This is a genomic window from Youngiibacter fragilis 232.1 (assembly GCF_000495435.3).
Taxonomy (GTDB): domain Bacteria; phylum Bacillota; class Clostridia; order Clostridiales; family Clostridiaceae; genus Youngiibacter; species Youngiibacter fragilis.
This window is the reverse complement of the sequence record NZ_AXUN02000198.1, coordinates 65246-80924: the sequence shown is the minus strand read 5'-3', so window position 1 is coordinate 80924 and position 15679 is coordinate 65246. Positions and strand designations below refer to the sequence as shown.

The 15679-nt window shown below is 49.8% G+C and carries 16 protein-coding genes; 6 read left to right on the top strand and 10 right to left on the bottom strand.

Going from position 1 to position 15679, the window contains the following annotated elements; all coding sequences use genetic code 11:
* Nucleotides 1-21 precede the first annotated feature (21 nt).
* The gene (locus T472_RS14285) at nt 22-711 is read left to right on the top strand and encodes a metal ABC transporter ATP-binding protein (RefSeq protein ID WP_023388430.1); all 690 of its coding nucleotides are present in this window, start codon (nt 22-24) and stop codon (nt 709-711) included.
* Nucleotides 711-1502 carry a metal ABC transporter permease gene (locus T472_RS14280; protein WP_023388429.1) on the top strand — a complete coding sequence of 264 codons (792 nt, stop codon included), beginning with the start codon at nt 711-713 and terminating at the stop codon, nt 1500-1502. Before T472_RS14285 ends, T472_RS14280 begins: the two co-directional genes overlap by 1 nt.
* An 82-nt stretch (nt 1503-1584) precedes the next feature.
* Here the strand turns inward: T472_RS14280 and T472_RS14275 are convergent, their stop codons facing one another.
* The 3 genes from T472_RS14275 to T472_RS14265 form a co-directional block, all read right to left on the bottom strand.
* A complete protein-coding gene (locus tag T472_RS14275; protein WP_023388428.1) occupies nt 1585-2616 on the bottom strand; it encodes a DUF2804 domain-containing protein in 1032 nt (343 codons plus the stop codon).
* A 100-nt stretch (nt 2617-2716) separates the two neighbouring features.
* Nucleotides 2717-2935 (bottom strand): hypothetical protein, encoded by a 219-nt coding sequence (locus T472_RS14270; protein WP_023388427.1) that lies wholly within the window; start codon nt 2933-2935, stop codon nt 2717-2719.
* Nucleotides 2932-3357, bottom strand: a complete 426-nt coding sequence (locus T472_RS14265; protein WP_023388426.1) for a Fur family transcriptional regulator — start codon at nt 3355-3357, stop codon at nt 2932-2934. Before T472_RS14265 ends, T472_RS14270 begins: the two co-directional genes overlap by 4 nt.
* A 135-nt stretch (nt 3358-3492) precedes the next feature.
* On the opposite strand from T472_RS14265, the gene T472_RS14260 reads away from it, so the two are divergent.
* Nucleotides 3493-4674 carry a M20 family metallopeptidase gene (locus tag T472_RS14260; protein ID WP_040907738.1) on the top strand — a complete coding sequence of 394 codons (1182 nt, stop codon included), beginning with the start codon at nt 3493-3495 and terminating at the stop codon, nt 4672-4674.
* A gap of 59 nt (nt 4675-4733) precedes the next feature.
* On the opposite strand, the gene T472_RS14255 is transcribed toward T472_RS14260, so the two are convergent.
* The 3 genes from T472_RS14255 to T472_RS14245 form a co-directional block, all read right to left on the bottom strand.
* Nucleotides 4734-5165, bottom strand: a complete 432-nt coding sequence (locus tag T472_RS14255) for an aspartate carbamoyltransferase regulatory subunit (RefSeq protein ID WP_023388424.1) — start codon at nt 5163-5165, stop codon at nt 4734-4736.
* Nucleotides 5152-6087 carry an aspartate carbamoyltransferase gene (gene pyrB, locus T472_RS14250; RefSeq protein WP_023863668.1) on the bottom strand — a complete coding sequence of 312 codons (936 nt, stop codon included), beginning with the start codon at nt 6085-6087 and terminating at the stop codon, nt 5152-5154. The genes T472_RS14255 and pyrB overlap by 14 nt, the downstream gene beginning before the upstream one ends.
* Nucleotides 6088-6312: 225 nt before the next feature.
* On the bottom strand, nt 6313-6600 hold the full coding sequence (locus T472_RS14245; RefSeq protein ID WP_023383898.1) for a DUF427 domain-containing protein: 288 nt from the start codon (nt 6598-6600) through the stop codon (nt 6313-6315).
* Nucleotides 6601-6987: 387 nt separating this feature from the next.
* Between T472_RS14245 and T472_RS14240 the strand changes: the two genes are divergently transcribed.
* The 3 genes from T472_RS14240 to arcC all read left to right on the top strand — a co-directional run bounded on the left by T472_RS14240 (nt 6988) and on the right by arcC (nt 10543).
* A complete protein-coding gene (locus tag T472_RS14240; protein WP_023383899.1) occupies nt 6988-8292 on the top strand; it encodes a YgeY family selenium metabolism-linked hydrolase in 1305 nt (434 codons plus the stop codon).
* A 97-nt stretch (nt 8293-8389) separates the two neighbouring features.
* Nucleotides 8390-9583 (top strand): knotted carbamoyltransferase YgeW, encoded by a 1194-nt coding sequence (gene ygeW / locus T472_RS14235; protein ID WP_023383900.1) that lies wholly within the window; start codon nt 8390-8392, stop codon nt 9581-9583.
* Nucleotides 9584-9604: 21 nt separating this feature from the next.
* The gene (arcC, locus tag T472_RS14230; protein WP_023383901.1) at nt 9605-10543 is read left to right on the top strand and encodes a carbamate kinase; all 939 of its coding nucleotides are present in this window, start codon (nt 9605-9607) and stop codon (nt 10541-10543) included.
* A gap of 107 nt (nt 10544-10650) precedes the next feature.
* Here arcC and T472_RS14225 read toward each other — a convergent pair whose 3' ends face one another.
* The 4 genes from T472_RS14225 to ssnA form a co-directional block, all read right to left on the bottom strand.
* Nucleotides 10651-11295 (bottom strand): helix-turn-helix transcriptional regulator, encoded by a 645-nt coding sequence (locus T472_RS14225; protein ID WP_023383902.1) that lies wholly within the window; start codon nt 11293-11295, stop codon nt 10651-10653.
* A gap of 105 nt (nt 11296-11400) precedes the next feature.
* Nucleotides 11401-12783 carry a dihydropyrimidinase gene (hydA, locus tag T472_RS14220; protein WP_023383903.1) on the bottom strand — a complete coding sequence of 461 codons (1383 nt, stop codon included), beginning with the start codon at nt 12781-12783 and terminating at the stop codon, nt 11401-11403.
* Nucleotides 12784-12868: 85 nt separating this feature from the next.
* Complete coding sequence (locus tag T472_RS14215; RefSeq protein WP_023383904.1) at nt 12869-14218, bottom strand: uracil-xanthine permease family protein; 1350 nt, start codon at nt 14216-14218, stop codon at nt 12869-12871.
* Between the two features lie 136 nt (nt 14219-14354).
* Nucleotides 14355-15677, bottom strand: a complete 1323-nt coding sequence (ssnA, locus tag T472_RS14210) for a putative aminohydrolase SsnA (RefSeq protein WP_023383906.1) — start codon at nt 15675-15677, stop codon at nt 14355-14357.
* Nucleotides 15678-15679 lie beyond the last annotated feature (2 nt).

The following is a 15679-nucleotide window of genomic DNA, read 5'->3' as shown; positions in this document are numbered from 1 at the left end:
TTTGCCATTTCGGAGGATTTCATGATAGAAGCGAAGGGGCTCTCCTTCTCGTATTCGGGAGAAGAGCCATATCTCATAAAGGACCTTGACCTTAGGATACCAAAAGGAAAGCTCACATCGATAATAGGAGAGAACGGCTCAGCCAAGTCAACATTCGTTAAGCTCGCCTTAGGACTCCTCAAGCCTATAAAAGGATCCATAGGGATCAGCACCGACAGGATCGGCTACGTCCCCCAGAGGATGGAGAGCTTCAATTCCCAGTTCCCCATAACCGTCGAGGAGGTATACAGGATACACCTGCACGCCCTCGGCCTGAAGGACAGGTCAGGGATTGACAAGGCACTTGAGGACGTATCAATGCTGGATAAGAAGCATTCCCTTATAGGCGACCTTTCTGGAGGCCAGCAGCAGAGGGTGTTCATCGGAAGGGCACTTCTCGGAAACCCTGAGGTCATAGTGCTCGACGAGCCATCCACAGGCATGGACACAAGGAGCCAGAAGGAAGTCAGGGAGATACTGAAGAAGCTTAGGGACAGAGGTGTCACCATAGTCGCTGTTGAACACAACATCTCGGCCGCCATCCACAACTCCGATTACATCCTGAGGATGGGCGAACAGAAGGGTGCGATCTACGACATCGCTACCTTCAAGAGGAACATACAGCATGAGGACGTTGACAACATGCTGTTCTTCAGCAGGGAGGTGCTCTGATGCTTTCACTTCCATTCATGCAGAACGCCCTTGCAGCTGGCTTCCTCATAGCGCTGCTCTGCCCGATAATAGGGATATTCCTGGTCCTCAGGCGGTTCTCTATGATAGGCGACACACTTGCCCATTCGTCCTTCGCCGGAGTCGCGATCGGGCTTGTCATAGGCATTCACCCTACAATAACTTCAGTGATATTCACCACCCTAGCGGCAGTCATGATCGAATACATGCGTGACTCGTTCAAGAGATATTCCGAGATACTGATGTCAGTCGTCATGACTCTGAGCGTCGGCATCGCCATAATCCTCGTATCAAGCGGAAGCGCCAGTGCAAGCATCACACAGTACCTGTTCGGAAGCATATTGACAGTTACCGTCGATGACCTTTTTCTGGTCCTTGCTGTAACCATCGCATCAAGCCTTCTTGTCGCGAGGTTCTACAGCGAGCTGATATACTCCACCTTCGACGAGGATGGGGCAAAGGTTTCCGGAATAAGGGTAAAGACAGTCAACTATATCTTCGCGCTCCTCATGGGAGCATCAATCTCCGCATCCATAAGGATAACAGGAATACTTGTCATTTCATCGCTCATAGTACTTCCTGTGGCCTCTGCCATGCAGTTCAGGAAGGGCTTCTCGAGGACCCTTGCAATAGCGGTAGCCGTAAGCGTTACAGATGTCCTTGCAGGGCTCATCCTCTCCTACTACCTTGACAGCGCACCTGGAGGAGCCATCGCAATAATGAGTGTCGCGACCATGGTAATTTCACTTGTGATGAACCCGATGAGGAATTAGCATAGGCATTTCCATCAGATGATATGAACCTGATGAGGATAAAATTAAGACATATCCCTTGAAATGCCAGACTATATGGAAACTACCACTTTGCCGCATGGTCCTCTATGCTTCCATAGAGTGACTCTATTTCAATCCGCTTCCCGGTATAGTCAGTCACATGGCCTGAGTAGGTCCCCATCAACTGGTGTACCTCTGACATCAGGAACAGCACCTTGGTTTTGGCCACACGCTCATATTCCGGTGTGAATACAAGGTCCACTGAATCCGAATCCTTCGACTTAATCACCCAGGGTTTCATCCTGTCAGAGGTATCGAAGCCAAACTCCATGTTCTCCCTTATCTTGGTGAGCTTCCCGTCTACCACGATACCATTCTCAGTCATTCCAGTGCCGTCGGTCCAGGTACCTCCGAGATTCAGTCCCACATTCGTTCCGTTCGTATCACCTGATGCGGTTCCCCACTGCCACTTTGAGTCATACGGCCACTTTCCCCTTCCGAAGTCAAGTGTCGCATATGAGTCCTCCTTCTTCAGGATGTACTTCCTGTCACCCACCTTTATGTGGCCCTCCACCCTGAGGCAGTTCTGCTTGGAGGTGAACTGGTATCTCCACCTGGTCCAGGGGACGACCACATTAAGTGTCTCGTGCTCATCAGGCGCAGTCACGTTAAGCTCGACATCCAGCACCTGGCCTCCGAAATCCACGCATTTTACGTCTATCTTCGTATAGGTCCTCATCCTGTAGAATGCCACAAGGTTGTCATCATCATAATACTCCACAGTCTCATTGACATTTTCAGGCATGCTGCAGCCTTTGCCGAAAGGCTTGGATATGGTCTTCTCAGTGAACTTCATGGTTTCCCGGTCAAGGAAATAAGTGAACACCATTCCTATGTAGTCAAGGTTTGACACGGTAGCGGAGAATAGGACCTCCGGGCTGACTATGCACCAGTAGTTCCATTTCTTCTTCCGGAGCCATGACCCGGTTACCGCACTTTTAATGAGCGGTTCCCTGGCCCAGCCAATTGCCTTTGGATTAAGGCTGCCGTTCTTCCTCGTAAGGTCCACCTGCTTCTTTAATTCCCTTTCTATCGAAGGTCTTGGCTTAGCCATCTGAATCACTCCTTTGCATCAGGATTTGACTGCACCCGCTCCAAAGAAAAACACCCCGATGAGGCAATCTGCAAAATACCTGCTGTCGTGGGTGGTAATCTCATTTTCTTCTTCTTTTGTTAAGGTTCCTGTCCGTGATGGTGGCAAGTGCAACCATCGCGAAGAACACAGGAAGGTTTATCCCAAAGTTATCACGCGAAAAGTTGAATATGTTCCCCAGCCTGATCTCAAGGTCGAACAGCATCGCTGCTGTCGACAGCAAGAATACGAAGGTTATCAGTCCAAAGAGGACCCTGTTGTTCCTCACTATTCCGATCATCTGTTTCCCCTTCCCTTTGCCATGCATTCGCTGCAGATCCCCTTGAGCTCAAGCCTGTGCTCAGTAAGGTGGAATCCGGTCTCTCTGGAGACCAGCTCCTCGATCTGCTTCATGGGGCATTCGAGGTCGAGAAGCCTGTGGCAGCTTACGCACTCCAGGTTATGTATATGGCTGCCCTTCTTCAGGCTGTAATTGTACTTCTTCTCTCCCAGGTCATATTTGGAAATGAGACCCTTCTCCTCGAAAAGCTCAAGGGTCCTGTAGACCGTGCTGAGGTTTACGAAAAGCCCCATGTCGGTGCACATGGAATATATCCCTTCAGCGTCAATTCCCTTTTCGAGACTCAGCAATATGTCATATATCGCCACACGCGGCTTGGTGATTTTTATAGAGTGGTCCCGTAAGACCTTGTCTGAATCCATATCTGTCTTCCTTTTCCTGAGTTTCTTACCTGTATTATAGACCACACTGCCAGTTTTTTCCAGCAGGCATTGGTTATGCGGATGAAATCGTGTAAGGACAGGGATATAATTGAGGGGATTGAATGAAAAAGATACATGAAGGAAGGCAAAAACATGGATAATCCAATTGTGACTGGACGATATGAAAGGCTGCTTTTAAAGACAGCAAGGGACCTTGTCAGGATAAGGAGCGTGAACCCGCCCGGAAGTGAACAGGAGGTCATCGCTTATCTCCTCGATTTCTTCAGGTCATATTCAATTGAAGCTCAAAGCTTCGAGGTTGAAGGGACACGCAGGAACATCGTTGCCCGGATTCCGGGAAAGGACAGCACAAGAGCCATAGCCTTCACAGGCCATATGGATGTGGTGCCTGTAAGCCCGAGGGAAGCTCTCAGATGGACCTCCGACCCCTTCTCAGGTGAGATCTCCGGCGGCTTCCTACACGGGAGAGGTTCATCTGACATGAAGGGCGGCCTTGCTTCGGCCATGGTTTCAATGGCAGCTGTAAAGGAGAGCGGAGCTGTTCCTCCAAATGACATATACCTTATTGCAACAGTTGATGAAGAGGATGGCATGAAGGGCTCAAAGGCGCTCCTTAAAGAACGGTTCCTTGACAAGCTCGACCTCCTCATCGTCTGCGAGCCTACAGGACTAATGGTGTGTACTGCAGGAAAGGGAAGGACCTACGGGACCATATCGATCCAGGGAGGCACAGGCCACGGCTCCCTGGGCAAGGGTCAGAATGCAATTGACCTTGCGAGGAAGCTCATGAACCTGATGGATGAGGAGGATTTTTCAATCTACGAAGGAACAGAATATGGAAGCTCCTTCTGGCAGCCGCTCTCTATCCATGCAGGAGTCGAGCCATGCGTGGTCCCGGACGAGCTGCAGCTTAAGTTTGATGCGAGGCTCGTGCCTGACCACGACCCACGGGATATATGGATAAGGCTCGACAGCATCATCAAAAGTCTGAAGCTTGAAAACCCAGGCTATGACGTGTCATATGTCATCATGGACATGAGGTATGGCTGGAAGGTGAATGATGATTCAGATAGCCTCCGTATGGTCAGGGAAGCCTTCTTTGCAGCAGGTATCCCCTTCAGCACCACCTTCTTCGCAGGTACCACAGACGGTTCGATATTAAGGAGAAAAGGGATCGAATGCCTCATACTCGGACCGGGCGACCTCTCGTGCGTCCACAGGGAGAATGAGAAGGTGAAGGTAAGCGAGCTTCTGGACAGCATGAGGATATATATTGGAATAATGTTTTCAGAATGATTTAAAGGACATGCCGGAATTATCCTGCATGTCCTTTTAAATCAATAATATTGCTTTTCCTACAGCCTGAACTTCGTTATCTCTTCGCAGTAGCTGCAGATGTACTTTGCAGCCCCGTTCTTCTCGAAGAACTTGAACTTCGGTACCGCATAGGAGTCTGAATTCGAGATGCATCTTGGATTGTCGCAGCTGAAGAGGCCTGTGACCTCGTCAGGGATTACCGCCATGTACTTCTCCACTATCTTTGAATCCTTGACAACATTGACTGTTATGTTCTGGTCGATGAGACCCAGTATGTCAAGGTTGATGTCGAATACATCCGCAAGCTTTATGATGTCCTTCTTGCCCAGCTTCTTGCTTTCCACGTTGATGAGGAGTACGACCGGAGTATCGATGTCTTCTGCAAGCAGCCTGTTAAACACCCTGATGCCGTTTCCCGCGCTTATATGGTCTATGACTATCCCATTGTCAATGCCTTTAACCTCTAGCATATGGTCCCACCTCCAGGAGTTTGCATATAAGGGCCATCCTGATGTATACGCCAAGCTTGGCCTGTTCGAAGTAGAGCGCTCTCGGGTCAGTATCCACTTCATTGGATATCTCGTTGACCCTTGGCAGCGGATGAAGGATTATCATGTCGCTCTTCGCTGCCTTTATCTTATCCTTGTCCAGTATGTAGGAGTTCTTGAGCCTAATGTAGTCAGATTCGTTGAAGAACCTTTCCTTCTGGATCCTTGTCATGTAGAGTATGTCAAGCTCTTCCACGACATCCTCGATGTACCTCATCTCTATGAGCTTAACGCCCTGCTTCTCAAGCTGAGCCTTGAGCGATGAAGGGAGTGTCAGCTCTTCAGGGGATATCAGGTAGAACTCCTTGTTCCCGAACCTTGCAAGTGTCCTTATGAGGCTGTGGACTGTCCTTCCGTATTTAAGGTCACCGCAGAAGCCGATCTTCATGCCGTCAAGCTTACCCTTGTATTTCTTGATTGTTATAAGGTCAGTGAGGGTCTGGGTCGGATGCTGGTGTCCGCCGTCTCCTCCGTTTATTATTGGAACTTCGGTGAAGTGGGTCGCAAGCAGAGGTGCGCCTTCCTTAGGGTGCCTCATCACTATGATGTCCGAATAGCCGCTTACCACCTTTATCGTGTCTGCAAGTGACTCTCCCTTTGAAGTTGAGCTTGTTGACGCGTCGCTGAAGCCGAGGACCTGTCCTCCAAGCCTCATCATGGCGCTGTCAAAGCTGAGCTTGGTCCTTGTGCTCGGCTCGAAGAACAGTGATGCCATTATCTTTCCCTGACATACGTTCGCATAAGGCTTTGGGTCAGCGTTCATGCTGAGCCCTTTATCGATGAGATCCTCGATCTCCTCAAGGGTGAAGTTTTCCGGTTCTACCAGGTGCCTGATATTTGTCATAGGTTCTGCCTCCTTCTTGTTATCGCAGTAACATTTTAAAGGAACAAAAAAGCCTTCTTCGCAAGCAAAGAAGGCTACCACAATCACTTATGTGCAGTTTTCGCCTTCCAAACCTCTCGTGTTCAGTTAAAGGCCTATTTAATTCGATTAATACTAACATGCGGAAAAAATACAGTCAACAGCTTTTTTAATCCGCAAGTTATTTCCTTCTTCCTCCAATTATGTTCAGGCCTCCGTAACCTCCACACCCTTCCAGAAGGCTATCCTGTCCTTTATCATAGTCGCTTCAGCCTTAGGTTCGGGATAATACCATGCAGCATCTGGATTTTTCCTGCCGCCGGCAGCTATTGTATAGTAGCTTGCCACACCCTTCCACGGGCATGTTGTGTGCTTCGTGGATTCCTCAAGAAAACCGCGGTCAACATCCTCCTTCGGAAAATAATGGTTGCCTTCAACAATTACTGTCCTGTCACTTTTCGCGATCTCTATCCCGTTCCATCTCGCAATTATCATTTCATACCTCCATGAAGTCCTTTAGCTTATTACTCCCATACCTGATTATCCTGCATGTTACCATGAAGGCGTAAACATGAAGTGAACATTCTGTAATATTCCATGGAACATCATCAGAAGATGCTATACAGGCATCATGGAAGCGCCTGGATATAAGCTTTCGGCAGATTATTTTGGTATGCTAAAAATTTTTGTTGTTAACTAAAAGTTTTTTTGTTTTTCTATTGATTTGTAATCCTGTTATGGTATCATAAGTTTGAGACATCGATTACATTAACAACATTATTTGATAAATACCAAACTGCCTGCCGTATTTCTGGTGCTTCGCTAACTCGGAGACAATCAAAAGAAGCATCCGCATCCTTAAAAAATGGAGGAAAAGAAACGATGGATTTCGAAAAGATCAAAGTAGCGGCTGAAGCCTACAAGCCAGCCATGAGCAAATTCCTTAGGGACCTGGTGGCAATACCTGGTGAAAGCGCAGAAGAGGAAGGCGTCATCAAGAGGATAGAAGTTGAGATGAAGGCTCTTGACTTCGACAGGATCGAGATTGACCCGATGGGAAACATCCTCGGATACATGGGTACTGGAAAGACACTAATCGGCTTCGATGCCCACATCGATACGGTTGGAATCGGAAACAGGGCAAACTGGAACTTCGATCCATATGAAGGTTATGAGACAGACACTGAAATCGGCGGACGCGGAACCTCAGACCAGCTTGGAGGAATAGTATCATCCGTATACGGAGCAAAGATCATGAAGGACCTGGGGCTCCTCAGCGACAAGTACACAGCTCTTGTTGTCGGATCTGTTCAGGAAGAGGATTGCGACGGACTCTGCTGGCAGTACATCATAAGGGAAGGGAACATAAGGCCTGAGTTCGTGGTTTCGACAGAGCCTACTGACGGAGGGATCTACAGGGGCCAGAGAGGCCGTATGGAGATAAGGGTCGACGTTCAGGGAATCTCCTGCCACGGTTCGGCACCTGAAAGAGGAGACAACGCCATATACAAGATGGCTGAGATACTCACTAACGTACGCGACCTCAACGAGAATGACGCTGCAGACGACAAGGAGATCAAGGGTCTCGTGAAGATGCTTGATGAGAAGTTCAACCCTGAGTACAAGGAAGCCAACTTCCTTGGAAGAGGAACAGTTACAACCTCCCAGATATTCTTCACATCACCAAGCCGATGCGCCGTTGCTGATTCCTGCTCCATATCCCTTGACAGGAGAATGACTGCAGGCGAAACCTGGGAAAGCTGCCTTGACGAGATAAGGGCACTTCCTGCAGTAAAGAAGTACAACGCAACTGTAAGCATGTACGATTATGACAGGCCGAGCTACACAGGACTCGTATACCCTATCGAGTGCTACTTCCCGACATGGGTGATACCTGAAGACCATGATGTCACGAAAGCCATGGAAGAGGCGTACAACGGACTCTACGGGACAACAAGGAGCGGAGCCGAGAACTGCGATGCGATGAGGAAGGCAAGGCCTCTCACTGACAAGTGGACCTTCTCGACCAACGGAGTTGCCATAATGGGAAGAAACGGCATACCTGTCATAGGCTTCGGACCTGGAGCGGAAGCTCAGGCTCACGCCCCCAACGAGATGACCTGGAAGGAAGACCTTGTGAAGTGCGCGGCAGTATATGCAGCCCTTCCGACCATATACTGCAAATAGCCATACAGGTGATCATCCTGCCGGATTTCCCTATCTAAGGCCTCCGGCAGGACAAATAAAAATTTTTAGCGCAAGAAAGCGCAAAAGGAGCATATTGATGAAAACTCTGAATGATTATATCGAAAAGCTGAACAGCCTTAACTTCAAGGAAATGTACAACGACGACTTCTTCCTTACCTGGGACAAGTCAGACGACTCCATCGAGGCACTCTTTACAGTTGCAGACGCCCTGAGGTACATGAGGGAGAACAACATCTCCACAAAGGTATTCGAGTCAGGACTCGGAATATCCATATTCAGGGACAACTCCACAAGGACCAGGTTCTCCTTCGCGTCAGCCTGCAACCTTCTCGGACTCGAGGTACAGGACCTTGATGAAGGAAAGTCACAGATAGCTCATGGCGAGACAGTCAGGGAGACTGCAAACATGATCTCCTTCATGGCTGACGTAATAGGAATAAGGGACGACATGTACATAGGCAAGGGCCACACATACATGCAGGAAGTCTCACAGTCAGTACAGGACGGAAACAAGGACGGAGTCCTCGAGCAGAGACCTACCCTTGTCAACCTCCAGTGCGATATCGACCATCCAACACAGTCAATGGCTGACATGCTCCATATCATCCATGAGTTCGGCGGAGTCGAGAACCTGAAGGGCAAGAAGATCGCAATGTCATGGGCTTACTCACCGTCCTACGGAAAGCCGCTTTCAGTTCCACAGGGAATCGTAGGTCTCATGACCAGGTTCGGTATGGACGTAGTGCTTGCACATCCTGAAGGCTACGAGATAATGTCAGAGGTTGAAGAGGTCGCAAGGGCGAACGCAGAAAAGTCAGGCGGATCCTTCACAAAGACAAACGACATGGCAGAGGCGTTCAAGGATGCCGACATAGTATATCCGAAGAGCTGGGCTCCTTTCATAGCCATGGAGAAGAGAACCGACCTTTATGCAAACAATGACTTCGACGGAATAAAGGCACTCGAGAAGGAACTCCTCAAGCAAAACGCAGAACACAAGGACTGGGAGTGTACAGAAGAGCTCATGAAGCTCACAAAGGACGGAAAGGCACTCTACATGCACTGCCTGCCGGCTGACATCTCAGGCGTCAGCTGCAAGGAAGGCGAGGTTGCCGCAACAGTATTCGACAGGTACAGGACTCCTCTATACAAGGAAGCAAGCTACAAGCCGTATATCATAGCAGCCATGATATTCCTTGCAAAGTTCGAGAATCCACAGGCTATACTACTTGCTCTTGAAAAAGAAGCAAAGGCAAGAAAGCACGAGTAAACATCGGGAGGATATTTCCTAATGAAGAAGAGAATAGTGATAGCCCTTGGCGGAAACGCCCTCGGAAACAACCTTCCGGAGCAGATGATAGCTGTCAAGCACACATCAAAGGCAATTGCGGACCTCATAGAGGAAGGGCATGAAGTGGTTATCTCCCACGGAAACGGTCCCCAGGTCGGCATGATCAACGAGGCAATGGCAGAGTACGGACGCTCCAACAAGGAGCATCCGACCTTCACCCCTCTTTCAGTATGCGTTGCCATGAGCCAGGCATACATAGGCTACGACCTCCAGAACGCTCTGAGGGAAGAGCTCATTGGAAGAGGGATCCCCAAATCGGTTGCGACTGTAATCACTCAGGTGAGAGTGGATTCAGACGACCCTAAGTTCCTCAATCCATCAAAGCCCATCGGACACTTCATGAACGAGGAGGAGCTTGAGTATGCGAAGGCAAACGGAATCCAGGTCATGGAGGATGCTGGCAGGGGATACAGGAGAGTCGTTGCATCACCGATGCCAAAGGAGATAATTGAGATCAATACGATCAGGAACCTCCTGGAATCAGGGGAGATTGTAATAGCATGCGGAGGAGGAGGAATTCCCGTCACAAGGATAGGCAACCACCTCAAGGGTGCAGCCGCAGTCATCGACAAGGACTTTGCCAGCGCACTGCTTGCAAAGGAGCTCAATGCTGACTACCTGATAATCCTCACCGCTGTTGAGAAGGTCGCCATAGCCTTCAGGGGACCGAACGAGAAGTGGCTTGACGCAATAAGCGTTGAAGAAGCCAGGCAGTATATTTCCGAGGGTCATTTCGCTCCGGGCTCCATGCTGCCAAAGGTTCAGGCTGCAGTCGAGTTTGCCTCCTCAGGAGAGAACCGCACCGCACTCATCACTCTGCTTGAAAAGGCAAAGGATGGAATCAACGGTAAGACAGGAACGTTCATAAGAAAGGCATAGAAGAGATAACCGGGGCAAAGGCGTAACACCTTTGTCCCCTTTTCTGTTTTGCAGTCGGTGGTTGAAATAAGGAAAGCAGCAGGACTCACCTGCTGCTTTTGACTTTCCTATTCCCTTTCCTTATCCTTTTCCTTGTCAAGATAGCTGTACATGGTGTATTTCGATATGCCGAAGTAGCTGGAGATCTTGTCGCCTGACTTTGTTATAAGGAACGCCCCGTGTGAGTCCAGATACTTGATTGCCCTTATCTTGTCCTCCCTGGACATGTAGGCCACAGGACTCCCCACTTCCTTCACAGCACGCTCAATCAGGTCATCCAGCAGGCTGTTGACGTCATGGGGTATGTGCCTGGATTCCTTGGATGATGCCGAGTCTACCATCAGGATGTCGTTAAGCTCATTCTGGAACATGACCATCCTTGAAATATCGTAGTTTATTCCCAGTATGCCGGTTATGTTGCCCTCATCGTCCCTTATGTATATGGTGCTTGATTTGAGCATCTTTCCATCTACCTCTGTAAGGTAGCAAAGCTGGTCCTCAACCTCAGCCGGGTCCTTGGCCAGTGTCTCGAGGACTACTGATGAAGGGCCGTCCCCTACCTTCCTGTTTGACACATGCCCGTTCTCTATGACGATTATCGAGCTTTCCTTTGTTCCCCCTTCCAGGTCATGTATTACAATCTCGCAATTGCTTCCGAACTGCTTTGCAAGCCCGTTCGCAAGCCTTGACAAAAAATCCATCTTCCAATCCATCAGCGCACATCCTCATTAAATCATTAACTCTATCATACCAATATGCAATCACAAACTCAATCTCAGCCTTGAAATTACAGCCGCGAATCAGCGTTTCAAGCCCTTTCAGACAGATGGCACCCTTCTCTTCAGGTATCGGCCATCTCCCCTTTGTCCCAGAAATACTCCATCCTTTACGATGACCTTTCCTCTTTGCATCACAAGCTCGACTTCCCCGGTATACTCCAACCCTTCATAAAGGGTATATCCTGCGGCCCCGTGAAGTGTTTCTGCACTGAAGGTTCCAGACCTTTCCGGATTGATAATGCATATGTCAGCATCTGCACCTGGCTCCAAAGTCCCCTTTTCGGGATAAAGCCCCATGATCCTTGCCGGGTTCAGGGATGTGACCTCTATGAACCTCTGAAGGCTTATCCTTTGCTTCATGACACCTTCAGAGAATAGGAGCCTCATCCTCTCCTCCGCTCCGGGACCACCGTTCGGGCACTTCGTGAAGTCGCCTGAACCGAACATCAGCTTTTCCTCAAAGAAGAACGGGCAATGGTCGGTGCCGACAACCTGGACCTCCCCATCGGCTATTCCCTTCCAGAGAGCATCAATGTCCTCCTGCTTCCTAAGCGGCGGTGACATCACATACTTCAGGGACTCCCCATCCTTCAGGCTGTACCTGTCCTCCGTAAGCATGAGGTACTGGGTGCAGGTCTCGACGAATATGTTCATAGCTCCTTTCCCCCTTGCCCTCCTGACCTCCTCAAGGCTCTCCCTGGCCGATATATGTACAAGGTACAGGTTTGGCCAACCTGCCCTTTCCGATAGGCGTATGAGCCTTCCTACGGCTTCAGATTCGGTTTGGTTCGGCCTGCTCATGGCATGGTATATGGCTTCAGTCTTACCTTCCTCTACAAAGGTCTTACGGAGATTCTCGATCTTGTCATGCTCCTCGGCATGTACCGCAAGGACGCCCCCTGCCTTCTTCACAGTCTCCATCACCCTAAGGATGTCCTTGTCCGACAGCCTGAAGTCATAGGTCATATAGGCCTTGAAGCTTGGTATCCCATCCATGGCCATTTCCTGAAGGTCCCTCAGGACCTTGTCATCCACATGCTGCAGTACTCCATGGAAGCCGTAATCTATTACTGCCTTTTTGTCTGCAAGCCCATGATAAGCCTCCTCCTGGTGCCTCAGGCTGCATCCCTTCGGCCCGAAGGCCATATGGTCCACAATGGTTGTGGTTCCACCGCATGCCGCCGCTACCGTACCTGTAAGGAAGTCATCAGCCGCCCTGTGCGTCCCTGCCTGCAGATCAAAATGGGTGTGGACGTCGACACCTCCCGGTACGACCAGGCAGCCTCTGGCATCGATAACCTCACGACCCTCAGGGTCGAGGTCAGTTCCCACAGCCTTTATCTTTCCTCCGACTATGAGAATGTCATAACTTTCAGGTCCCGTCGGACCTGAAACCAATCCGTTCCTTATTATCGTATCCATGCTTTACCCCCATGAATTTGAATATGGCAGGGACATTCCTGTCCCTGCCTTAAGTATATGGCTTTCTTCGATTATCTTGCCAGTCCTATTTGCTGTCCAGGTCTTCCCTTTCCTTCTGCTCCTGGACCAGTGATTTCTTTGGAATCACTATGTTGAGGATGAGTGACATGAGCGTCGCGATTACGACCGGCGACTTTCCGAACACCATGAGGAACCATGCAGGGAACATCGCGAGTGATGCAGGGACCTGGGTCATGCCCATTCCAAGGGCCACCGACAGTCCCACTATTGACATGTTCCTGGTTGACAGCTCATCCTGTGTTATAAGCTTAATTCCTGTCATTGTGATCATTCCAAAGACAGATATGGTCGCACCGCCAAGTACCGCGTAAGGGATCGTCGTCATCAGGGCACCGAACTTCGGTATGAAGCCGGCAGCTATTACTATTGACGCCGCTATGATGAAAACCCTTCTTGCAACGACCTTCGTGCTTGCTACTATTCCAACGTTCTGGCTGTATGTGGCTGTCGGGAGACCCCCGATAATAGCCGCAACGAAGCTTGACATCCCATAGGATACAATTCCTCCGGAAAGCTCGTCGTCAGTTACCTCCCTGTTCATTCCTCCGACAGTAGTTGACGAGAAGTCTCCAACCGCCTGAATGGAATTCACGACATACATGACTATCATGGACACGATTGCGGTAGGCACGAACTGGATACCAAAATGCAGAGGCTGTGGAAGCGCAACCCACTTTGCAGTCTCAAGGGGAGCGAAGTTCACTATTCCAAGCGCGAGTGAAAGCGCGTAACCTGCTGCTATACCGACAAGGATGGAAGCCAGCTTGAAGATGCCCTTTCCGAAATTGTTGCAGATCAGCACCGTCGCCATTACTACAAGGGCCACTGCCCAGTTGGTCAGCGATGCATAAGTAGGCTGTCCGACTCCCCCTGCCATGTAGTTTATTCCGATGGGATAAAGTGAAAGGCCTATAGTAAGGACAACCGTACCCGCAACTATCGGCGGGAAGTATCTCCTTATCGGCTTGATGAAGAATCCCATAAGGACTGCTGCAAGCGATCCTATGAGCTGGGCGCCAAAAATTGCTGCGATCCCGTATTCCTTTCCAATTGCCAGGAGTACAGGAATGTAGGAGAAGGATACTCCCATTATGACCGGAAGCTTGGCTCCGATCCTCTTGAATGAGAATATCTGCATGAAGGTTGCTAGTCCTGCGATGAACATTCCTGTCTGGACCAGAAGAGTCCTCTCGTCAACTGTCAGTCCGGTAGTCGCAGCGACCATTATCGAAGGTGTCACATTACCTACTATCATCGCGAGTACATGCTGTATTCCAAGAGGTACTGCCTTTCCCCAGGCGGGCTTCCCGAAAAAATCGAATAGAGAAGTGTTTGTCGTGTTTTTGGTGTTCATAATTCACTTCCTGTTTTTATTTTTGACAGCCAACATTCTGGCATATCGATTCATTATATCATTCACACGAAGATAATCATCGATGATTCCGAATTTCAGGCTGCAAAAAAAGGCAGCCTGAAACATTTGCAAATTCCTAAAGCCTGTCCCACAGCCTCCTTGAGACCTCCCTGGATTTCGCCATTGTCTTCTCAAGGTCGATCGTAGTAATTATCCTGTCCTTCATGACGAACCTTCCGTTTATCATGGTGTCCCTGACCTGATAGCCGCTCATGCCGAATATGACATGTCCGGCCAGATTGTTTCCGTTCATGGGAGTCAGGGGGTCATAGTCAAGGGTTATGATGTCAGCGCAGGCATTCTCCCTGAGTATTCCAAGCTCGGCCCCGAAGATCCTTCCCGCAATGTCCCTGTTGTTCTCGAACTGCATCCTGAAGGCCTCCATGAAGCCTACCTGGGGATCCTTCAGTGCATGGCTCTGGAGTATCTTTGAAACCTTCAGTGATTCGAACATGTCGTTGGTGTAGGCGTCGGTTCCAAGGCCTACCTTGATCCCCATCCCCATCATCTTCACAACAGGCGAAGTACCGACGGCATTCCCCATGTTTGATTCTGGATTATGGATGACATTGCAGTTTGTCGACTTCAGTATCCCCAGCTCATTGTCGTCAGCATGCACGCAGTGGATGGCAAGTGACTTGTCCGAAAGTATCCCGAATCCCTCCAGCCTTTCCACCACCCTTTTGCCATGGTCACGTTCGCAAAGGATCTCGTCGTCGATCCCTTCCGCCACATGGATGTGGTAGCCTGAGTCCAGGCCATCCATCTCAGACCTTGCCTTCTCGAGGGTGCTGTCAGAAAGCGTGAAGGATGCGTGCATTCCGAACATACCCTTAAGCATGCTGCCGCCGTCTTTCCTGCAAGCCTTTATGAATTCGATGTTCTCCCTAATGCCTTCCTCTGCAGCCTCAATTCCGTCGCGGTCCGATGTCTCGTAGCAGAGTGATGCCCTTACGCCCAGCTCCCTGGCCGCTTCTCCTATCGTGAACAGGCTGTCCCTGATGTGGAAGGGGCTTGCATGGTGGTCCACGACGGTAGTTACACCGAGCCTTATGGATTCTGCAAGTGTCCCGTATGCGCTGTATCTCGTATCCTCAAGCGTCAGGCGCTTGTCTATGTGCCACCACATGTTCTCCAGTATCTTCATGAAATCAGGGGTTGGCTTGCCAAGGTTCAGCCCCCTGGCGAAGGCGCTGTATATGTGGGTATGCATGTTGATCATCCCCGGCATGATCAGCCTTCCCGCTACGTCAACAATCTCCTCATCGGGATAAAGCTCCTTGAGCTCCCTGAAGTCCCCTACCTTTTCAATCAGGGCTCCTTTGACAAGGACTCCTCCGTTCTCAAAGAACGGATTGTCCCTGTCCCAGGTTATCACTCTTCCATTTCCAATTATCATCT